Origin of the sequence: Cytobacillus sp. (genome assembly GCF_964223445.1) — a bacterium.
In the GTDB taxonomy this organism is placed as follows: Bacteria; Bacillota; Bacilli; order Bacillales; family Cytobacillaceae; genus Cytobacillus.
Window position 1 is genome coordinate 38,741 of the sequence record NZ_CAXQGS010000038.1, and the last position, 18,640, is coordinate 57,380.

At 43.6% G+C, this 18,640-nt stretch carries 25 protein-coding genes; all 25 read right to left on the minus strand.

The annotated features are described in order from the left end of the window. Positions 1–9 precede the first annotated feature (9 nt). Positions 10–267, minus strand: coding sequence for a hypothetical protein (locus ACEQ1T_RS05440; RefSeq protein ID WP_370221990.1), 258 nt, complete (start codon positions 265–267; stop codon positions 10–12). 65 nt (positions 268–332) lie between these two features. After that, entirely contained in the window at positions 333–710 is a 378-nt protein-coding gene (locus tag ACEQ1T_RS05445) for a hypothetical protein (protein WP_370221992.1), read from the minus strand. A 52-nt stretch (positions 711–762) separates the two neighbouring features. Beyond that, positions 763–1,299, minus strand: a complete 537-nt coding sequence (locus tag ACEQ1T_RS05450) for a hypothetical protein (protein ID WP_370221993.1) — start codon at positions 1,297–1,299, stop codon at positions 763–765. Between the two features lie 15 nt (positions 1,300–1,314). Then, positions 1,315–1,719 (minus strand): minor capsid protein, encoded by a 405-nt coding sequence (locus tag ACEQ1T_RS05455; RefSeq protein WP_370221995.1) that lies wholly within the window; start codon positions 1,717–1,719, stop codon positions 1,315–1,317. Between the two features lie 9 nt (positions 1,720–1,728). Continuing rightward, the gene (locus ACEQ1T_RS05460) at positions 1,729–2,181 is read right to left on the minus strand and encodes an HK97 gp10 family phage protein (RefSeq protein WP_370221996.1); all 453 of its coding nucleotides are present in this window, start codon (positions 2,179–2,181) and stop codon (positions 1,729–1,731) included. Beyond that, entirely contained in the window at positions 2,174–2,491 is a 318-nt protein-coding gene (locus ACEQ1T_RS05465) for a hypothetical protein (protein ID WP_370221998.1), read from the minus strand. Before ACEQ1T_RS05465 ends, ACEQ1T_RS05460 begins: the two co-directional genes overlap by 8 nt. Continuing rightward, the gene (locus ACEQ1T_RS05470; RefSeq protein ID WP_370221999.1) at positions 2,488–2,853 is read right to left on the minus strand and encodes a hypothetical protein; all 366 of its coding nucleotides are present in this window, start codon (positions 2,851–2,853) and stop codon (positions 2,488–2,490) included. Before ACEQ1T_RS05470 ends, ACEQ1T_RS05465 begins: the two co-directional genes overlap by 4 nt. Positions 2,854–2,862: 9 nt before the next feature. Beyond that, positions 2,863–3,054, minus strand: coding sequence for a hypothetical protein (locus ACEQ1T_RS05475; RefSeq protein WP_370222000.1), 192 nt, complete (start codon positions 3,052–3,054; stop codon positions 2,863–2,865). A 63-nt stretch (positions 3,055–3,117) separates the two neighbouring features. After that, positions 3,118–4,233 carry a major capsid protein gene (locus ACEQ1T_RS05480; RefSeq protein WP_370222001.1) on the minus strand — a complete coding sequence of 372 codons (1,116 nt, stop codon included), beginning with the start codon at positions 4,231–4,233 and terminating at the stop codon, positions 3,118–3,120. Positions 4,234–4,294: 61 nt separating this feature from the next. Next, on the minus strand, positions 4,295–4,669 hold the full coding sequence (locus ACEQ1T_RS05485; protein WP_197201035.1) for a head decoration protein: 375 nt from the start codon (positions 4,667–4,669) through the stop codon (positions 4,295–4,297). A 20-nt stretch (positions 4,670–4,689) separates the two neighbouring features. Next, on the minus strand, positions 4,690–5,451 hold the full coding sequence (locus ACEQ1T_RS05490; protein WP_370222003.1) for a scaffolding protein: 762 nt from the start codon (positions 5,449–5,451) through the stop codon (positions 4,690–4,692). Between the two features lie 97 nt (positions 5,452–5,548). Then, the gene (locus tag ACEQ1T_RS05495; RefSeq protein ID WP_370222004.1) at positions 5,549–5,722 is read right to left on the minus strand and encodes a hypothetical protein; all 174 of its coding nucleotides are present in this window, start codon (positions 5,720–5,722) and stop codon (positions 5,549–5,551) included. Continuing rightward, positions 5,715–6,773 (minus strand): phage minor capsid protein, encoded by a 1,059-nt coding sequence (locus ACEQ1T_RS05500; RefSeq protein ID WP_370222005.1) that lies wholly within the window; start codon positions 6,771–6,773, stop codon positions 5,715–5,717. The genes ACEQ1T_RS05495 and ACEQ1T_RS05500 overlap by 8 nt, the downstream gene beginning before the upstream one ends. Continuing rightward, entirely contained in the window at positions 6,773–8,269 is a 1,497-nt protein-coding gene (locus ACEQ1T_RS05505) for a phage portal protein (protein ID WP_370222007.1), read from the minus strand. Before ACEQ1T_RS05505 ends, ACEQ1T_RS05500 begins: the two co-directional genes overlap by 1 nt. A 203-nt stretch (positions 8,270–8,472) precedes the next feature. Further along, entirely contained in the window at positions 8,473–9,891 is a 1,419-nt protein-coding gene (locus ACEQ1T_RS05510; protein ID WP_370222009.1) for a phage terminase large subunit, read from the minus strand. Further along, entirely contained in the window at positions 9,884–10,651 is a 768-nt protein-coding gene (gene terS, locus ACEQ1T_RS05515) for a phage terminase small subunit (RefSeq protein ID WP_370222011.1), read from the minus strand. The genes ACEQ1T_RS05510 and terS overlap by 8 nt, the downstream gene beginning before the upstream one ends. 48 nt (positions 10,652–10,699) lie before the next feature. Next, entirely contained in the window at positions 10,700–10,999 is a 300-nt protein-coding gene (locus ACEQ1T_RS05520; RefSeq protein WP_370222012.1) for an ImmA/IrrE family metallo-endopeptidase, read from the minus strand. Further along, positions 10,996–11,199, minus strand: coding sequence for a hypothetical protein (locus ACEQ1T_RS05525; RefSeq protein ID WP_370222013.1), 204 nt, complete (start codon positions 11,197–11,199; stop codon positions 10,996–10,998). Before ACEQ1T_RS05525 ends, ACEQ1T_RS05520 begins: the two co-directional genes overlap by 4 nt. 149 nt (positions 11,200–11,348) lie before the next feature. Then, positions 11,349–11,864: a hypothetical protein gene (locus ACEQ1T_RS05530; protein WP_370222015.1), complete on the minus strand. Its 516-nt coding sequence runs from the start codon at positions 11,862–11,864 to the stop codon at positions 11,349–11,351. Between the two features lie 41 nt (positions 11,865–11,905). Then, positions 11,906–13,282: an SNF2-related protein gene (locus ACEQ1T_RS05535; protein ID WP_370222016.1), complete on the minus strand. Its 1,377-nt coding sequence runs from the start codon at positions 13,280–13,282 to the stop codon at positions 11,906–11,908. A gap of 2 nt (positions 13,283–13,284) precedes the next feature. Further along, positions 13,285–13,566, minus strand: a complete 282-nt coding sequence (locus ACEQ1T_RS05540) for a VRR-NUC domain-containing protein (RefSeq protein WP_370222017.1) — start codon at positions 13,564–13,566, stop codon at positions 13,285–13,287. Positions 13,567–13,888: 322 nt separating this feature from the next. Next, positions 13,889–16,312 (minus strand): VapE domain-containing protein, encoded by a 2,424-nt coding sequence (locus tag ACEQ1T_RS05545; RefSeq protein WP_370222018.1) that lies wholly within the window; start codon positions 16,310–16,312, stop codon positions 13,889–13,891. A 16-nt stretch (positions 16,313–16,328) separates the two neighbouring features. After that, on the minus strand, positions 16,329–17,258 hold the full coding sequence (locus ACEQ1T_RS05550) for an AAA family ATPase (RefSeq protein WP_370222019.1): 930 nt from the start codon (positions 17,256–17,258) through the stop codon (positions 16,329–16,331). A gap of 16 nt (positions 17,259–17,274) precedes the next feature. Beyond that, on the minus strand, positions 17,275–17,448 hold the full coding sequence (locus ACEQ1T_RS05555) for a hypothetical protein (RefSeq protein ID WP_370222020.1): 174 nt from the start codon (positions 17,446–17,448) through the stop codon (positions 17,275–17,277). 17 nt (positions 17,449–17,465) lie between these two features. After that, positions 17,466–18,452: a site-specific tyrosine recombinase/integron integrase gene (gene xerA, locus ACEQ1T_RS05560; protein WP_370222021.1), complete on the minus strand. Its 987-nt coding sequence runs from the start codon at positions 18,450–18,452 to the stop codon at positions 17,466–17,468. Between the last annotated feature and the right edge of the window lie 188 nt (positions 18,453–18,640).

Sequence of the window (18,640 nt, forward strand, 5' to 3'; positions counted from 1 at the left end):
ACCTCCTTTCTATCTGGATTTATTTGCCCCTAAATGGGTCATCATTCGGAGTTCTTCCATTTTGTCACGGCTAAATTCTAAGCCTGGCTGGCTTTTTAACTTTTTCGTTAGAACTTTCAGGAACTTTTTGTATTCTTCTTCTTCCATTGCTCGCTGGTTTGTAGCTAGGCGTATAAATATCTGTTCAAGAATCTTTTCGTTCTTTTCCTTTGCCCTTTCTTCAAGAAGCTGGGGAAGATCTTTGAAGTAATATTGAGTCTCCAGCACTTTAGGAGAAACATTCAATGTGAAAGAAGCTTTATAGATAAATTCCTCAAATGAGATTTTGCCCTCTACTCCTCTGTCTTTTGGGGTAGAAGGCTTTTGAGGTTTTTTGCCATTTCATCTAATTTGTTTCTCTGAACTGTTTTAGTTAGAAATTCAATGATTTCATGTAAAGCAACATTCTTTTTGATGTATTCCACTTCGACTTCGCTTAATATGGCGACGATTTCAGTTATTTCATCCAGTGCCAACTGGCAGGCCGAAACAACAACTGTGTAAAACTCTTTCTTGGGAGCAAGCAGCACTTGCACGATAAGACCTGGAAGCATATCTACTTTCTCAAATAATTTCTTCCAGCGATCCGGTGTTAACTTTGGGATTTCTACTTTTTTCTCATGTAGGTACATTTCATTTCCCGTTAAGGAACTCTTAAAAATATTTAACATAGGGAACCTCCAAATAAATGAGAGAGCGCCTTAGCACCCTCTCATTTCAAAATTATTCAGGAATGACAACTGACTCGTCACCGAGGAAGTACAGTAGACCCGTGCTGTCCGGGTAACCAACAAATGTGATATTACATACGCGCTCATTATCTGAGTTGTAGGTCCACTCCACATCAGCGACAGGGGAAGCAAGGGGGATCGTAATATAATCATTTGGGCTTGTTCCATCAGATGTAGGCTTGATAACCAGCTGATCCGCATCGCCTAGAAGGTTATAGCCTGCATTTGCATAGACATTCAACCTCTTTTTAATTGCTTCCGGATTGGTGGTATCTTCTCCATATTTACTGTCTGGAGTAACGATCCCAAGCTTTTTCAAATCATGCAAGGCAAACGGAACAACCGCCTGGCATGTGCGGCCTTTGAGAATTGACTTCACGGGGGTATCGCCATATTGATCCACTGTAACATCCTGTTTTGAAGTATTAGCACTGAAGACAATACCTCCCTTAGTGATATCAAATACCGTAGGCGTTGTGGTGCCGAATTCAACCTCTGCAGGCCCGATAGGTACGTCAATTACTGGCATTTATAACTCTCCTCTCTAAGTTACAGGCTGAATTCTCAACCTGAAATTCGTTGAAAAAACAGGCCTCTCCAAAGTGTCCAGTCCGATCGGGATGGGATTGCTTTGAACAGACCTGATGTAGTAAACAAGATTATCGCCGATAAACCTGTGGTTTACCTGGTGCATCTTATTAATAAGCTGTTTGGCCAGCTGCTCTGTCTTGTCCATCTGGGAGGAATCTGCTTTATAGCTGCGGCCTTTCACAATTACCTGAAAGGTGGGAAATTCCATCGGCAGCTCGTCGTCCGGTTCTCCTCCCCCTGAGCCAAAAACAAAGAGAGCCGGCAGCTGACTCTCTTCAACATCAGGTATGAAGTTTGGATCAGGAAAAACATTAAACCCTTCATTTGTGAGAAAGTTGATAAATTCTTGGGCTCTCACTGCATCACCTCAAAATCTCAGAGCATTGCTCAATTCCTGGATGATAAGTCGTTCATTTATTTTGATGGCATTTTCTAAATACTTGGCGCCAGGCATATAGCCTTTATGAGGCCCTTTGCTTCTGGTCTTCTCACCAGGAGACAAGCTGACCACATTGCCGCCTTTTGTTTTTCGAAATCCTTCATGCTGAACGACTGCATAATCATCCACCTCTGGACTGGTTCCCAATTCGATAAACATCCGAGAGATTCTCTTTTTGACTTCTCCAACTACTAAAGCTGCTTCAAGATCACCGGAATCCAAAGGTGCCAGCCTTTTAGCATCTTCAATCACTTTCTGGGCTAATTTGGTGAGGATTTGATCCATCTTCCGCTCCTGCTCCTGTTCAATCCGGTCAAGAGTTAGAATCATGGCGTCAATGCCCTCAATATCGAAGCTGTAGACATTACGGCTGCTAGCCATAGACAATCACCTTCTTAACCTCGTCTGTACCCATCTGCTTCTTTATTTCAATATGCTGCACATCGTATCTGACTGTGCGTCCCAGTGCATTAACATACTCAAAATAATCATTAGAAGAAACATCTTGCGCCCCTTCTAAATGAATTTCAGCATTGGATTGAACCTCTTCACCCTGTCCATTTTTGATTTCCTTTTGCTCCTCAACTACCTTCGCTGATTTCACTTCAGGAAAATAGCCTGTTACACGATTCCAGTTGTCTGTCTGGGCTTTAAAATGGGTAACGGTTGCAGGATATCCAAATAAGCTCATACCAATCGCCCGCCCTCAAGAATGACCGGAGCTTCCTCAATCAATTCAAAGGCAGGCGGACCAAGAATTTCCCTTACATCAGGGGCTACCTTATCCCTGTCAAGATAATCAATCCTGTCTTCGCCTTCGCTGACCGATTTGACTCCCTGCTTCTGGAACTTTAAGGCTGGATCTATCCCCTGCAGTTCCCAGATTGCTTGATAAGCCAGCAGCTCATCTGTTATTAGAACTCCAGGATACCAGCGTTGAAGATTTCGTGTGGCTTGAGTGACAGCAATTTCCTTCTCTTCGGAACTGACCCAATCCTTCCGGTCTAAAATGTTCCCGAGAATCCACAGATCAACGGTTTCAAGAGTAGGCATTCAAACCACCTACTCTTTTTCTTTTTTGGATTTCTTCTTTTCAGCAGCAGTGTCTTCATCGCTTTTCTTTACTGATTCGATTTCTTCAGCAGCTCCCATTTTAACAAGGCGTTCACCTTCTTCTTGTTTCACCTTAATTGTTGCATCAGAATCGTACCATTTACCGTTGTGTTTAACCTTGCCCTTTAATTTCAATTCCATCGGAAATCATCCTTTCAGTAATTTTTGTTGGGCACCAGCTTCTGCTAATGCCCTCGTCCAAAATTAAAGTACAGTTGCAGTGACGATAGAGTCGTTAAGTCCAAGAGAAGGGAAAGCAAGATTGACACCGATTGTTTCAACTCGGATCGGATGCTCGTTTACCTTACGGAAAACATAAATGCCGTTGCTGTCCGTCTTCTCCGCTTGGATATCACTCAACATTTCCTCAGTTGTTTCTGCCCACAGGTAGTGCCCTAACGGACCTTCAGGCAGCATAACGAAACGATTTTGAGGTGCCATGCGAACATTTGAGAATGACAACTTCCCATTTGTTAAAGCTCTGTTTTCCACTCGAGCCTGTGTATCGTATGCGACAACTTTCGGCAACCCTTGAGAAGTGAACAGCTGATCCAATTGTGCTTTGTTAAGCTGTGGCGGGTTAGCTGATCCTGATGGGTCTCCATGATAAGCCAGTCGGATATTCTTATTCTGAAGAAGATAAGAAACAACCTGGCGGGAGGCTAAGGCACGGGTTAAATTGATTCCTTTATCAGCGAAAGTATTTACCCATCCCATGATGTCTTCCAGTGGGTTGGAGTTTACTGTGTCGCTCCAAAGATCAGTACCGCTTAATACTGGCTTTTGTTCAGAAGTGAATCCAAAATCAACAGAGAACTGAACGCCTCCCTCGGCATAAGTGACGCCGCCAGTAGATACAGACTGTAAGGCGATCCACTCTTTCCGTGCCTTGATCGCATCCACTGCATAATCGGCATCATTCAGCTGCGTACGGCGAATCTCAGCAACCTCATTGTTCCGAAGACCGCCTTGAAGAAGAATACGAACCAGTTTCTCATCCATTGCACGTCCGCGCTGGATTTTAGGAATCTCAATGCGCTGGCCTGTCATCCCCTCTCGGCTTCCGTACTCAACCTGGGTGCCGAGTTCAGCAATTTGCGCCATTACTGGGAGACGAGATCCTTCTCGGACAATGTCCACTGTTAATTCAGATGTTTCACGTGCCGGGAACAGCAGCTCATGCAAGTAATTATTTGGTGTTGCTAGGTTACGGGAATATACAATCAGCTCTTCGCCGGATAAAGCTTGTTCCAATCCAACTAATTCAGGGCCGGCAAAGGTTTGGATATCGAGTTTTAACAAGAATTTTGGCTTAGACATTCAGGGATCATCCTTTCAAATTGTGTTGAATAATAAAGCCACCTCTGATTCCAGAAATGGCTTAAGCAAATTGAATAAGTGGCATTTTGCCTTTTAATGCGGCATCGACAGTAACAGGGATGCGCTCTGAAATGACTTTCGCCATCTCGTACCCAGCTGCAACCTGGTCGCCTTCTGTTACGTCATAAGAGTGCTTCAGGATAACAGTAGGATTTTCACTTCCATCAGTTGCACCGGCATTGTAAGGTGCGTATTTTCCATTGGCCAGTTTTCCTAATGGCATTCCCTTCTTCACAATCTTTTTTCCATCTCCATCAGCTGTTACTGCTGAAGCATCGATTGTGATTCCGTTAACTACTTCCCTGATCGCCTCATAAGAAGCCAGGATTTCATAAGAGTCTTGTACTACAAACTTTTCAGTTGGTTGTAATCGCATAAATGAATCCTCCTTTTAATTTAAGCCCATGGATTATTAGCTGCGGTTTGTTGAGTGCCGCGGTTAGTGGCCATTTTCTTAATGTTTTCCAGTGATTCCTTTTGACGCTGCTGATTATTAGGGATAGAAGCGCCAAACTGCCCCTGCTTTGTTGCCTTTAACAGGTGAGGCTTTTTCTTGCTTAAAGCTTCCAGAGCTTCTTTAACTCCAGTGATATTGCCCTTTTCATCTTCTTTTACTTCAGAAAGATCGGCGAGTGCCAGGGCATCTTCCCAATCTGCGAACCCGAGTTCATTCGCCAATACTTTAACCTCGGCATTTACCAGGCGTTTAAATGTCTTATCTCGTTCTTCCTTCAGCTTCGCTTCAACAACGGCATCGACATTGACTGGATCAGGATCTTTTTCTTTCCCTTGGCCAGTCTTTGTAGCTGGAGGTTCCTTCTGCTTCAAAGCATCTTGCATCGCCTCCACCGATTCAAAGCCTAGTGATGTGGCTAATTCCTTTTGACCTTTCTTTTCGGCACGAGAGAGACGCTTGTTTAAATCCTCCTGAGTTTTGAAGGTGGCAAAAGCTTCTTCTCCGCCCGGGTCAGTTCCGCCTCCAGCCGCTCCTCCTGGATCAGTTCCAGAACCGCCGGCACCGCCGCCAGGATCACCTGCAAAGGTTTGAAGACTTCCAACGGACAACAGAAATGGCTTTTTCACTTCAACTTTCATTACCTCTTTTTCCTTGGCAAAGAGTAGCCAGATCCAAGTAAATAAAGCGTATATATTTTTCATATATTCCTCCTAATTTTGAGCCTCAGTAGGCTATTTCCGTGATGTTCTTTTACGCCTGCAGCACGTAAAAAGGCAAAAGAAAAACACTCATCGAGTGTTAGTTATGTTTTGATTCAATATGATTATTGAATTTATCCATGAATTCAGTTCTTACGGCTTCAGGAATCCTTTCATCGTTTACAAATCCCCTTACAAACTTCAGAAGGTCTTGAACCATATCCAATCCGGAGACTTCTATTTGAGTCTTCAATTTTTTATCTTTCTCAGTCATCTTTTAATACGCCTCGTTTCTTGATTTCTCCACCAATCTTCCGGTAGTCCTCCATCCATTCCTGATACAGCTTAGTGTTTCGGGATTTCTGACTGGCGAATGTTTTTAAATCAGGAAGATCAGGCATCCTGGCTTTGTAGCGAATCCATTGTTTTCTGGCTTCGTTCTTTTTGGATTTTTCTCGCTGCATCTTTTCATACTTCCGGACATTAGCTTCTGTACGGCTGTCGATAAACGGCTTATTTGAATCTTTTAAAACCTTCTTCACATCCAGTTCATCCTGGTACTCTTCCACCCAAGCAGCTGTGCTGTGCACACAGTGGCCGTGATAGGGCGGCTTTACCGTCAGCTTCGGGAATCGATCATCATTTCCACTGATGCTGTAAACTCTGCCCTGATACTTGGCGCAGATATCACAAGTTATCCCAACTGAATTGACATAAACCAGGTCCTGGCCAGTTTCTGCAAGCCGGTTCAGATTTCCTTCAACATGAGCCTGGCGCTGATGATACTGGATCACATTCGCCATGTATTTATCGATAGGAATTTGAGCACCATTCTTTGCCGTGATGCCTGTGATGCCTCTTGCCGTCATCTCAGCTATAGCATCTTTTGTTGCCTGCCGTCTGGAGACACCCTCAATCAATGACCTTCTGTTTGCCCGGAATACAACTTCCTCGATTCTTTCTTTCACATCTGCAGTTGCATTGTCGTTTGCCTCCAGAATGCGATAAAAGGTTTCATCGACAATGGCCTGCACCGCTCTTACATGGATAACCGTTTTTAAAGTAGGTTCGATGGCTTCTTCAGCAATCCCCTGCGCAAGCAGCTGCCTTATGGCTTCAGATGAACCAGCTTTATACGATTCCTCAATGATCTCTCTTGCCGTTTCAGCAGCATTCTCTGAAAGGTTCGCGATGATTTCACGTATCTGCCTGAGAAGCTGTTCCTTTCGCCTTTTAGTCGGGCCTTCTTCTAAAGAACGAATAAGACCAAGCAGGTAAAAGTTTGCCTCCTGATACATTTGGATAAGCTTTTCATTCTTGTCCATTATTCATCATCGCCTACTCTTGTTTTCGGTGGCTGATTGAAAGCAGGAGAGTAACTATCAATAGCTTTCTGCTCGAGTATCTTCTCCACTTCAGCAAGGATTGCCTCTTCGGACCAATCGGGATGGAGATTCCGAATAGTTGTTTCCAACGACTGAACGCCGCCTTCAAACTTCTTGATTTCTTCTTCATCCTTTTCACTGTCAGCTTTCGGCAGCATATCCGCCCACTCAACTACAGGATCAACGTCCTTAAAGGCTGTGCTTCCTAATGCATTCTCCAGGATGATGCATTTTCGAATGGCTTCCTTGATGGCATTATCGAATTTATCTTTAATGGACTCTGCCTTAATCACTGACTGAATCCACTCGTAAAGGATGGCAATTGCTGAACGGCCACCTTGATCCACATTGACTCCAACTGCCTGGGCTGATGTCTTGGAGATGGCCAGCATGTAATCAATCAAACGCTGCACATGCTCAAATGACTGTTCCGTTTTTGCATCCCAGGTAATGTAAAGAGGAACAGCACCGTTCTTTTCGTCATAGCTGACTACTTCAAGATCCGCATGCCTGACAAATCGATCACCATAATAGGTTTTATTTTTGTTGGCCACACTGTCCCAAAGAGCACGGGGAATGGCCAGCTTAGGCTTACCGTGCTTTTCAAATACGATAGAGTCTCGAGTAATGGTCCAGTTGATTTCCTCTTGAATTACATCGATATTCCGAAGACCTGAACGGCCCCGGGGGTTTAACAGAGTTTCATCATTTGGAATATATCCGCACATCAGCTCGGTAATACCAGCAAGCTCCTGATCTTCTGGAACTTCGACATTGAATTGCTGGGCATATTCCTGAATATCCATTTCCTCTTTTACCGTTTCTCCATCCATCTTGAAAACCAGCTGCTGGATAGTCAGTTTATCTCCGTCCAGCCTTTGCCGCTCCACTCTCAGGAACTTTTCGTCGCCGCGCTCTTCAACCCATGGGATATCTGCCCCAAGATCATCATCGTGCTCAAAGTAAAGATCAGCCGGCTTCCATTCGAACCAAGTGCCTTTCATATCTCTTCTGATCCGGTAGGCGACTCCTCCATCTACTTGATGCTGAACGACAGCAGCCCAAATGTTTTGGTTCACCTTAGAGGCTTTAATAACTTGCTGAACAAACTCCAGCAGCAGCTTATCTGTTTCAGTATCAGCAGAAATGTTTCCCAAGGATCTGTTTATCAGGTCTGCGGGAAGCTCTGCGATAACAGAAGAAAAATTTACAATCACATAATGGTGCTGTGCTGCTTTCTCCACTTGCTTTCTTAGATAAGCTTTTCTTGGCTTCCTGATAAATCTTGTGACTTGTGTTTCTTTGGCCAGCTCCTGGGCTCTTGGAAATATATTCTCGTGATTGCCATCGTATAAGTCCCGGAAGTAATGGATCTGCTGCACTTCCTCGTCAAATGGAGGAGGCGGAAACTTTTCCTTCTGGTAAATAATTGTCATGATTTCACCTCGCTTTATGCATTTTTTTATTCAATAATCTTGGGAAATTTAAGAAGAAGACAAATTAAAAACACCGTCAAATCAACGATGTATAAAATACTGCATATTCGATTATTTTTGAGTGTTGATATATAAAGGTTTTTGATCAATTTAACTTCCTGAAACTATCATTATGTCAACTAAGAATGCATATCGTATACACTTTACCAGCCTGCAGGACGTTCGTTTGACCACTGCATGTCCTTCTCAGTTGCAAACGCTAAAGCAACAGCATCTGCTCGGTCAGGAGAATCCAGTCCGCGCTTCTTCATATCCTCTTTTCGCTCCAGCTTGATCCTGCCCTTGCTGGTCATCTTGTACTTTCTAGTTGTCAGCTGAGAAATAAGCCGATCATCTTTTGGTAGCTGAACGGTTGCTGGATTATCCTGGAGATATTCAGTAAGATTCTCTTTCAACCGGTCTCGAATAGCTGCCCAAATTTCTGTCCCTCTATTATCATAATGTTCATTGTCGTGAGCTGTTCGTCCGTTCCCAACTGGAAGGACCTGAATGGTGAATGGGAAATTCTCCTGCATGATAATCTCATTCAGCTGATCGGTAACTCCTCCTCCTACTCCATCATCATCAATCTTAATTAGAACGTGATTGATGAAGGGAAAAAGAGAATGGAATTCACGGGCGGTTGCAATGATATTCCCAGTTGTTTCAGTGGTTCCCTTTTTGTTGTAGCACTGAAGGTTGAATACTTTTCCTGCTATCCTTGGTGCAATGACAGTTTCATCGTCACCATACCTGGCAACGTCAACCCCAATGTGAAGTTCATGGCCAATCGGCTCAATCTCTTTTTCAGTGGCCATCTCTGCCATTTCAAGTGGGATGAACACATCGGGTTCACTTTTTGGAAATTCCCCATACACCCTTACTCTGACAACATCACTGTCCTTACCGTACTTCCTTATAAGGCGCTCGATGTTCTCTTTGCTTGCTCGCTGGCTATCCCAGCTGCTAACCTTGTGCGATTTATAATCTGCCCGGTCTTTATGGTGAGAATCATAAAAAACCCCACTCGTTCGAGTCGGGTTACCGCACATCAGCAGTTTGTTTTCAGCGCCTGAGAGTGTTCCCAGGATGGCTTCCATGATGTTGTCTGCAACCCCTGAAGCTTCATCCACGACAAAAAGCATATAGTCTTCATGGAAACCCTGCATGTTCTCAGGTTTAGTGGCTGTTCTGGCTGTAGCAAACCAGCGCTCTTCACTTCCGATCATGTAAACCTTTGTCTTGGTCCACTTAAGAAAGTTCTTCACCATAGAAGACTCTAGCCATTTCGCGATTTCTGCCCACAAAACATCATTCAGCTGCTGACGAGTGGGAGCTGTACATATGACTTTAGGATTTGGCCGGCAGCATAAATACCATATGACGGTTACTGCTTCCAAACCTGTCTTCCCTACTCCCTGGCCTGAACGCACAGAAACAAATCGATTGTTTGCCAGGTCTCTCAATACATCCTGCTGCCATTTATCAGGCGAAAACTGAAGCACATCTTCAGCGAATGCCACGGGATCATCCCAATACACATCGATTAGATCGACTAAAACATTGTAAGGGTGATTACTCATTCACATTCACCTGCTTGCGTTTTTCAGCAACTTCTTTAAGCGCAGTTACCCAATCTTCTGCCGCACCCTTATCACCTTGAAGCTTATCGATTTCTGCTTTTGTTTTATCGATGCTAAGCTGCATCTGCTCCAGTTTCAATCGTCTTTCATCAGCGCTGTCTGCAAGCTCTAAAAATTGCTTAATGGATCCTCTCAGTTCCGCAATTGCTTTTGATTGAGCATTCATGAAAGTTGCTTGACGATCCCAGGCAAATTGAAACTCGTATTCTATTTCTTTTCCCCACTCAGTATCTTTTCGCTTTTTCAGCTCTTTGATCAATTCATCTTTGGATTCAACGAACATGATCTCCTGGGCACGAATAATAGCAGCAAACTGAATCTCAATCTGCATCCAAATCAAATCAGATGGATTGGAGCCGGCAATCATCTCCATAATCGTCAAAGTGTCCTTGGGCATGTAACGTGAGAACAGCCCGTGCTTCAATGCTGCAGTGTTCCGTTCTGAAAACTGATTCTTCGGATTAGGATTTCCACTTCTTCGTTTTGGCTTTTTACTATTTCGTGTACTTTTCTTATTCTGTTGTACAACATTATCGCTGTTTTGTTGTACAACATTCCACTTGTCTCTTTGTTTCCATACGGCAATTTTCTTCTCATCAACCTCTAATTGCTCGGCAATTGATCGATTTGTGATGTTGCCGTTATGCTGCTTCCAAATGTCAAAGGCCTGATCTCTTTTAGGATCTCTTTTTCTTGCCACTACATATGCACCTACCCCCAAACGTTTAAATGCCGTTTAAGAATTTCCTCAGCTGGTTTCGGTGTTTCCGAAATACAGCTTATTATCTTTAAGGACCTGATAAAGGACAATCGAAACACGATTGATCATATCCTCATCCTGTTCTTCAAACCCTGATTCGTTAAAGCAAGCATGCAGCAATTCATGCACCAATGTTTGCTCTTTTTTATTTTCTGACATTCCATGCTTTATTTGTATGAGTGATTTTTGATAAAGGATTTGTCCCATTTGTAATGGGTTATTATCAATTTCATCAACTTGAATTACTGCATAGTCAATCCCTGCCACTGTTACTTTATTTGGGATCATCGTCTCCTGACAGCTCCATTCACTCTTTTATAAATATCCCTGCCCGTTCCCATGATCTCTTCCCAATCTCTTTGGCTTAGTTTCTCCTGCCGTTTTGGTTTAGTTTTGGGAATGGCTTTATTCTCTCGGTTTCTTCTGCCTTTTCTAAGCTGATTAAATTGCTGAATTTCTTTTTTCGACAAATGATCGGCCAACTTCATAAGTCCACCTCATTTAAGGCATAGAAAAAGCGCCAATCTAAAATAAAAATAGACAGGCGCTTTTTAGGCATATTTATAATTTTCTCATACTATCATGATAGCATCTTTGGATTGGCTTGGATAGGACATGTTTTTGACATTTAAATTACTTAGTAGAATTTAATGCTGTCTACTCCGAAAATCAAGGTGGACAAGGTTTCACATGCTTTATCGATATCTCTGTAAACCGTTCTCGGGTCCACTTTTTGACATGTCGCAATTTCTTTTACTGTCTTTTTGGTGTCTGAGATGTACAAATCGAAGATGGTTTCACATTGTCTTTTGTGTTCTGGGTTCTGGGATTGATTGCTCATAAGCTTATAAACGTTAAGCATTTTATTAATAAACCTGACCATTGCAAGAGTTCTCTCTTTGCTTCTCTTGATGGATTCAATCGCAAATTCATCCGTATCCAGCTCATCTAAATTCAATTTCCTGTCAAGCTCGTTTATTTCAAGCTGAATATCAAACGTGTGCTCCGAGAAAGAACGGTAATTCTTTAACAGCAATTTTACATTTCTCAAACGCCTGTCATATCTCTGCTTTTCCTGCTTTTTCTTTTCATTCTCCAGGCAGTCAACGACTACTCTCGTTATGATTTCAAGCTGTTTTTCGGTCAACGCCATTTCCTTCACCCTCTTTAAAATCCCAACGCTTGGGAATTTGGCTATTCATTTTTAGCTCTTTCAATTCTGGCTTTCAAAGCAAACATCAGCTGATCCTGTGTACTGGTTTTACTCTCCAAAGCCGCTACAACATCCTCATCCACTCCGCCTTCAACCGTTAGGTGGTGAATGATTACCTTTTCCGTTTGGCCTTGTCGGTGCAATCGCTTATTGGCCTGCTGGTAAAGCTCCAGGCTCCAATTCAGCCCGAACCAGATCACATGATTGCCTCCTCGTTGAAGGTTTAGCCCGTATGCTGCGGAAGCAGGGTGTGCTAGTAATATATCAATCTCCCGATTGTTCCAGTCTGTCTCGTCCTGTGGTGTCTTCAGCTCTCTAACTCGCAAGGAGGTTTTGGCCAATGCCTTCTTGATTCGTTCCTTGTCGTGCTGGAAGTTGTAAAAGACCAGCGCTGGCTTTCCGTTTAATCCTTCGACTAATTCCATGAAGGCTTCAAGCTTGCAGTCGTGAATATTGACGATGTTTCTTTCCTCGTCATAAACGGCTCCATTGCAAAGCTGTAAAAGTTTATTCGTCAGGACTGCTGCTGATCCTGCATCTATGGTTGATTCATCGACCTGTAAAAGCATCTCCGTCTCCAGCTTCTTATAGGCCTTCTCTGCTTTGCTGTCTAAAACCACGGGGATTGTGTTGTGCATGATATCTGGAAGCTCAAGATAATCTTCCGCCTTCATGCTGACGCATATATCGCCAATCAGATTCTCGATGGCTTCTTCTCCGCCTGCTTTTGGTGCATAGGTGAAAACACGGTCACGGTTTCTCTGATCTGGTTCGAAATATCTTTCTCTGAATCCGGTAATATTCTTTCCGAGTCTTTCGCCTCCGTCCAGCAGAAAAACCTGTGCCCATAGATCAAGGAGACCGTTTGGTGCTGGTGTTCCGGTTAGGCCGATAATCCGTTTAATATGTGGGCGTACCCAGCTTAAAGCTTTAAATCTTTTCGCTTTGTGGTTTTTGAAAGATGAAAACTCATCTACAATCACCATGTCAAACGGCCAGGCATTTCTGTAATAGTCCACTAGCCAAGGAATATTTTCACGATTGATCACGTATATATCAGCAGGTGAGTTTAAGGCTCGGATCCTTTTCGCTGCTGATCCAATGACGGTGGATATTCTCAGCAGCTGAAGGTGATCCCATTTTTCAGCTTCTCTTGCCCATGTACTTTCTGCTACTTTCTTAGGTGCTATTACTAAAACTTTGTTTATCGCAAATCGGTTATATTTTAAATCCATTACCGCGGTTAACGTGATGACTGTCTTCCCAAGACCCATATCAAGCAAGAGTCCTAATGCCGGGGTGGAAAGAACACGGTTAATGCAGTATCGCTGATAGCTGTGTGGAATAAACTTGGTCATTTCTATTCACCTGCCAGAGATGTGATGAATTCATCAACGCCTTCTTTGCTGTCAATCACTAAAACACTGAATCCCACTTTATTTATTTTTCGATGCTGTGAAAGCTGTAAAGGTGTCGGCTTTTTACCTGGTGCTTTCAACTCGATGAATTGCATTCTGCCTCCCGGAAGAAGGACAATCCTATCTGGGACTCCCGCATTACCGGGCGATTCAAATTTATAGGCGATGCCTTTAAGTTTTTTCACTTGCTGACGCAGATAATTTTCAATGTCTCTTTCTCGCATTTTCATTCCTCCAAAAAACTCACTGGTTACTTTCTCGTGCACATACACGTATAGGATAAAAATTAGGCGGTTTAGGCGTATCAGGCAAAAACCTATACTCTTTAATCTACCTATTTTTATATTCTTATATATTTAAGGTATACAAGGTATACAAAGTAGTATAAAGATAGATATATCAAGGATTTAGCCGTATACTTTGGTGTATACTTTCTCATTTTTTAAAGTATACAAGGTATACATTTCCATAATTTATGAAAGTATACAAAGTATACAGAAATCAGGGACAAAGTATACAAAATTCAAGGAGAAGGTATACAGGATTTTAAGCTTGAATTTCTTTTAAATACCCGCCTTTAACCAAACCGTATGGGCCGTACCTATAAGGTCTTTTCTGTTTTTTCCAGCCCTCAATTTGTTCCAGAATATCGTTTATGGCCATAGTATCTGCCCGCCTCATAAAACGGATATCTCCTCCTAAGCACTCCACCCAGATCTCCGCTGCGCATATACGATCACGATCTTCCACATCCGTTTCATTTCTTCCGAATTCTCCAGACCAATAAAGCTTACGTGTTCCGATGTCCTTCTTCTGCCAATCAACTGGCACCTTCCGGTCAATAAAATCTCTAATAAGACTTTCACGTGGATCCTGCTCTGCATGACTCTCCTGCTGACGTTTTGCCTCTTCTGCAAGTTCCCCAGTGAGAAACAGGACCTCGCCCAGCCGCCAATTCATCACGGCCTCAGCCCACAGCTGATCCACTTCATCATCTAAGTGGGTGAATACGCTTTTTACAGGCTGCTGAACACCAACATCAACTGGCCAAAACCGTCTTCCACCTGTTGGATCCCTTAAGTAATCACTTCTATTGGATGTTCCGAAGAACACACATTTTCTAGGATGCTTCTCTGTTTTCCGTGCATAAGCTGCCCGGTACTGATCTTCTGTCCGGCTTAAAAATCCTTTTATGGTCTGCACATCACTCTTGTTATAGGCGCTCATTTCTCCGACTTCTACAATCCACACTCCCTGCAAAAGCTCTGCTGCTTCTTTTCCTTCAAACGATTCAATGCTATTGGAAAACCAGGCTTTCCCCATCTTCTGAATAAGCGTTGTTTTCCCCATTCCCTGGGCGCCTGTTAAGACCGGCATCGTGTCATATTTACATCCCGGGCTCATCGCCCTGGTCACAGCAGCAGTGAAAGACTTACGTGTGACTGCCCTTGTATAAGGGGTATCAGATGCTCCTAAGTAATCGATAAAGAGGGAATCCAGCCTGCGGACACCATCCCATTTCAAATTGTTCAGGTAGTCAGCAACCGGATTGAATTTATTTTTTGCCGCACAAAGCACCAAGGCATCATTGATGATATCTTTCACCCGAAATCCTAATATCTTCTCCAGATAACTCCTTAATCCAGCATCGTCCGTATCCGTCCAAAGAAAGGGACCTTCTTCATTCTCTCTAGGCGCCCAAGGAAACGGAGCGTATCCAAGGATTGAATCGGCAAAGGAGTCCATTCGGATTTTCCCTTTTAAGTTCGGATCCCCTTGAAAGGCAACCAAAGTATTTTCTATCGATTTAAGAGGCTGTCCGGTTGTCGCACTAATCTTCAATTTGCTGATCCAGTTAAAGTCCTCCGGGCTTGCCGGTGCTTCAGCTGGTTCACCGAAATCCTGCACAGCCTGCTCATAGCGCTCCTGATTTAAGATAGCTGCCACACCTGCATCATTCAGGGCAAATGAAGCCATCTCGGTGAACGAGGGCAATTTATTCACAGGTGTATCTGACTTAGCTTCTTCATCCAGCTCCCCGTATTTATGTAGCCGGACTAAATCGAATGCGTTCACTAATCTTCCACTGCACGGATCCGTAGCATGATGGGAGTATAAGAATGAACCATCATCATAAACAACCGCACCGCCGACTGTAGAACCGCCGATAAAGGTATATCTTCCGGATCCGTCATCTGTCATATTGTAGATACCTGGGAGAAACGTCTCGATCGCAGAATGAATATCGTACTGCCGGCAGAAAGCCCCGACTACCCCGCGTTTTTCAGTAGGGTTTCCCTGCTTGGCAGCCATCCGCACATGAGTCTGGCTTGCACCTGGTACTTCTGGCCACTCTGAAATGTTACGCCAATCACCATATGTTGATAAAAGCCCTTCTGTATCAAGAAACGGCTTATCAGCCGCCTGGAAAACGTACCGGCTATCCGCGGAACAGCTTGGCCAATACATCAGCCTTGATGCTTCAAAAGTAGTTGGATCCGCCAAGGACATGCCAATAATGGATGCCAGCTTCCTTGCTAAGGGTTCATATTCATCAGCTGTTGCTGTTCTACTGAGAGGCGCCAGTACACGTAAACGCGGCTTGCTCTCCTCATGCTTTCTGGTGGAGTAAACCGCATAAGCACAACCCAATCCTTCCAATCTGCGCAGCGTATCCGCTGTCTGCCCTGCCGGGATATTATCCAGATCCAGCGTAATGACATCTCTCCCGATTACATTTGAAGCTTTTCGCCGGTTATTTCGTAAGGTACCAGCAACAAATCCGCCCACATCCTTTAATTCATCCTGCTGGGACTTTGGAAGCTTCAGGTATTGTTCTAAGGTTTCTGTGCCACGCACCGCCGTGCGTAAGCGCTCCACCAATTCGGACCAATACAGCGTTTGGGCGGGCCACTGAGTAGCCTTCCGGCTTCCTGCTGCAGATATAATTATTTTTCTGTCGTTTTGCATGGCACATTCCTCCGACTTACAATTTACCTGCAGTAAGCTCTTTCAACTCTAACTCGAACAGCCTGCCTTGAATCTGCTGCATTGCCTTCTGCAATATTTCCTTTTCTGAAAGAATTTCTTGTTCAGGTATTTGAATATCCACTTTAGTTAAGAAGCTTAAGTCCTCTCGAGTAGGAGAGGGAATCTGAGAAACTCGCAAGGACTGCATCCGAATTGACTGCTCCAGAATGTTGCGTACGGTTCTGGCGTTGCCGAATCCGGTCTTTTCCTTCTCTGACCAAAGCTTCTTGGCCAAAAGATCTAAAAAATCATGGTCTGGCCGATAATCACGATCTGAAAGCATCGTCTGTGCAATGCGGATCATATCAGGCACAGAGTAATCAGGAAAATGAACCGTGTTTGAAAAACGGGATCGAAGCCCCGGATTTGAATCTAAGAATTTCCCCATCTCTGCTGAGTACCCAGCTGCAATGACCATTACTTCTTCTCTTAGGTCTTCCATCAGCTGGACGATGGCGGCCACGACTTTATCATCCGATTTGTGATTTGAGCCACCATCGATAAAGGCATACGCTTCATCAATGAATACGACTCCACCCCTTGCCTCGTTAAACTTCTTTTTGATGGCCTTTTCAGCATCCCCCACAAACTTACTGGTTACATCCGCATGATGGATCTCGATAAAAGGAATTTTACCGTTTCCCTTTTGCGGTGATTTCAATATGCCCATCATGGCAAATGCTTCTCCCACCAATCGGGCCGCAGTCGTTTTCCCTGTGCCGGGACTGCCGGTAAAAACCATATGAAGAGATTGCTTCTGTGTTTTTAAACCTTTTTGTGCTCTGAGCTTGGACACCCGGTGAAACTGAATGATCTGCTCGACTTGCTTTTTTACTTCCAGCATTCCAGGAAGAGCACCTAATTGCTGTAGAGCTTTAACTCCCATAAAAACTACCTCTCTCTTAAACTGGCTTAGCAAATAATATCGCTTCTATTTCTTCTTCCAGAGCCCCTAACGAACTCTCAAGCTTAATGCGGCTGCTGGTTGTAATCTCCGCCTTTAGCTGCAGAGTTAAGTTATGGTGATAGCTTAATAGGAAAGCCAGCCGTTCTTTTTGTGATAATGCTGTACCCATTGCAATCTCTCCCTCTTTTACATAACTAAATACTTTTTATGAGTCTCGCGCTTTTTCTCTTCCGTTAACTGCGCGTAAATTTGCGTCGTGGAAGGATCCTCATGCCCAAGCAGGGCTTGTACAGCAGCAATGTCCGCACCATTGTTCAGCGTCAGTGTTGCGAAAGTATGACGCATCGTATGAGGGCTAATTTTCTTTTCCAGCCCTGCTTGTTTTGCAATGATGCCGATTTCCCGCTGAATCCCTCTTTTCGAAAGCCTGCGATATGGCTTCCTTTCAGTAACCATCAAAGCATCTTCATCATCTGCACGGCCCATCAAATATTTCCGAAGATGATACATAGCTTTCGGACTGAAATATACTTCCCGTTCCTTGTTTCCTTTTCCGATCACTCGGCAGCTTGCCGTGCGATAATTAATATCGGATTGATTTAAAGCATGCACCTCTGAAAGCCGGCATCCTGTCGCGTACAATATTTCTAAAAAAGCTCTTTGCCTGGTGGTCCTGCAAGACTCTCTCAGCAATTCCAGCTCTTCAATTGTCAGTGCTTTCGGGAGCCTTTTCTCCTTCTTAGGCGGCTTAATCTTTGTTGTTGGATCACGCTGCAGAAACTCTTCTGCCGTTAACCAGCCGAAAAAGCTTTTTAAGACTGATAGTTTCCTGGATACAGAGCTTAACTTCAGATGTTCAAAGGATCCGAGGAAAACACGTATTTCTGCAGTAGTGATATCCTCCACACGCTTCTTCACCTTTTTGGAGAATGTATTTAGTTCTAGTAAATAGCTGTCCAATGTAACCTTGCTCAGCCCTTCAAGTTTTTTCGCAGAAAGGAAGAGCTGAATCTTGTCCGTTAAGTCCGGATGAATTTCTGTTTTTTCAACCTTCTTAACGTGATACCTGGTAAGGATCATGGATAACTTATTCTTTACCTGCTCGATGTTCACCGGCACCAATTCAGAAATGTATGCAGCTACATCGGACATCAATTGTTCTCCAGCATTCATTTTTCACTCCTCCTTCTGCGAAAGTACTTTTTTTTGTTTTGAGGCTTATAGAAAACATTGTAAATTTACAGTAAAATAGTTCTAAAATTACAGAGGTGGAAAATATGAGTATTTTCGAAGGTGTAGAACTAAATACAATGCAGTTTATAGGCCCGTTAATTTTGCTTTTTATTTGCATTACTATTGCC

Coding starts and splice junctions, on each gene's coding strand:
- ACEQ1T_RS05550 (WP_370222019.1), bottom strand. CDS start 17,258: ATGGGAGTTAAAGCTCTACAGCAATTAGGTGCTCTTCCTGGAATGCTG.
- ACEQ1T_RS05540 (WP_370222017.1), bottom strand. CDS start 13,566: ATGCGAGAAAGAGACATTGAAAATTATCTGCGTCAGCAAGTGAAAAAA.
- ACEQ1T_RS05480 (WP_370222001.1), bottom strand. CDS start 4,233: ATGTCTAAGCCAAAATTCTTGTTAAAACTCGATATCCAAACCTTTGCC.
- ACEQ1T_RS05470 (WP_370221999.1), bottom strand. CDS start 2,853: ATGCCTACTCTTGAAACCGTTGATCTGTGGATTCTCGGGAACATTTTA.
- ACEQ1T_RS05490 (WP_370222003.1), bottom strand. CDS start 5,451: ATGAAAAATATATACGCTTTATTTACTTGGATCTGGCTACTCTTTGCC.
- ACEQ1T_RS05535 (WP_370222016.1), bottom strand. CDS start 13,282: ATGACCAAGTTTATTCCACACAGCTATCAGCGATACTGCATTAACCGT.
- ACEQ1T_RS05510 (WP_370222009.1), bottom strand. CDS start 9,891: ATGAGTAATCACCCTTACAATGTTTTAGTCGATCTAATCGATGTGTAT.
- ACEQ1T_RS05555 (WP_370222020.1), bottom strand. CDS start 17,448: ATGGGTACAGCATTATCACAAAAAGAACGGCTGGCTTTCCTATTAAGC.
- ACEQ1T_RS05485 (WP_197201035.1), bottom strand. CDS start 4,669: ATGCGATTACAACCAACTGAAAAGTTTGTAGTACAAGACTCTTATGAA.
- ACEQ1T_RS05520 (WP_370222012.1), bottom strand. CDS start 10,999: ATGATCCCAAATAAAGTAACAGTGGCAGGGATTGACTATGCAGTAATT.
- ACEQ1T_RS05475 (WP_370222000.1), bottom strand. CDS start 3,054: ATGGAATTGAAATTAAAGGGCAAGGTTAAACACAACGGTAAATGGTAC.
- ACEQ1T_RS05530 (WP_370222015.1), bottom strand. CDS start 11,864: ATGGCGTTGACCGAAAAACAGCTTGAAATCATAACGAGAGTAGTCGTT.
- ACEQ1T_RS05505 (WP_370222007.1), bottom strand. CDS start 8,269: ATGACAATTATTTACCAGAAGGAAAAGTTTCCGCCTCCTCCATTTGAC.
- ACEQ1T_RS05465 (WP_370221998.1), bottom strand. CDS start 2,491: ATGAGCTTATTTGGATATCCTGCAACCGTTACCCATTTTAAAGCCCAG.
- ACEQ1T_RS05450 (WP_370221993.1), bottom strand. CDS start 1,299: ATGCCAGTAATTGACGTACCTATCGGGCCTGCAGAGGTTGAATTCGGC.
- xerA (WP_370222021.1), bottom strand. CDS start 18,452: ATGAATGCTGGAGAACAATTGATGTCCGATGTAGCTGCATACATTTCT.
- ACEQ1T_RS05460 (WP_370221996.1), bottom strand. CDS start 2,181: ATGGCTAGCAGCCGTAATGTCTACAGCTTCGATATTGAGGGCATTGAC.
- ACEQ1T_RS05525 (WP_370222013.1), bottom strand. CDS start 11,199: ATGAAGTTGGCCGATCATTTGTCGAAAAAAGAAATTCAGCAATTTAAT.
- ACEQ1T_RS05495 (WP_370222004.1), bottom strand. CDS start 5,722: ATGACTGAGAAAGATAAAAAATTGAAGACTCAAATAGAAGTCTCCGGA.
- ACEQ1T_RS05500 (WP_370222005.1), bottom strand. CDS start 6,773: ATGGACAAGAATGAAAAGCTTATCCAAATGTATCAGGAGGCAAACTTT.
- ACEQ1T_RS05445 (WP_370221992.1), bottom strand. CDS start 710: ATGTTAAATATTTTTAAGAGTTCCTTAACGGGAAATGAAATGTACCTA.
- ACEQ1T_RS05545 (WP_370222018.1), bottom strand. CDS start 16,312: ATGCAAAACGACAGAAAAATAATTATATCTGCAGCAGGAAGCCGGAAG.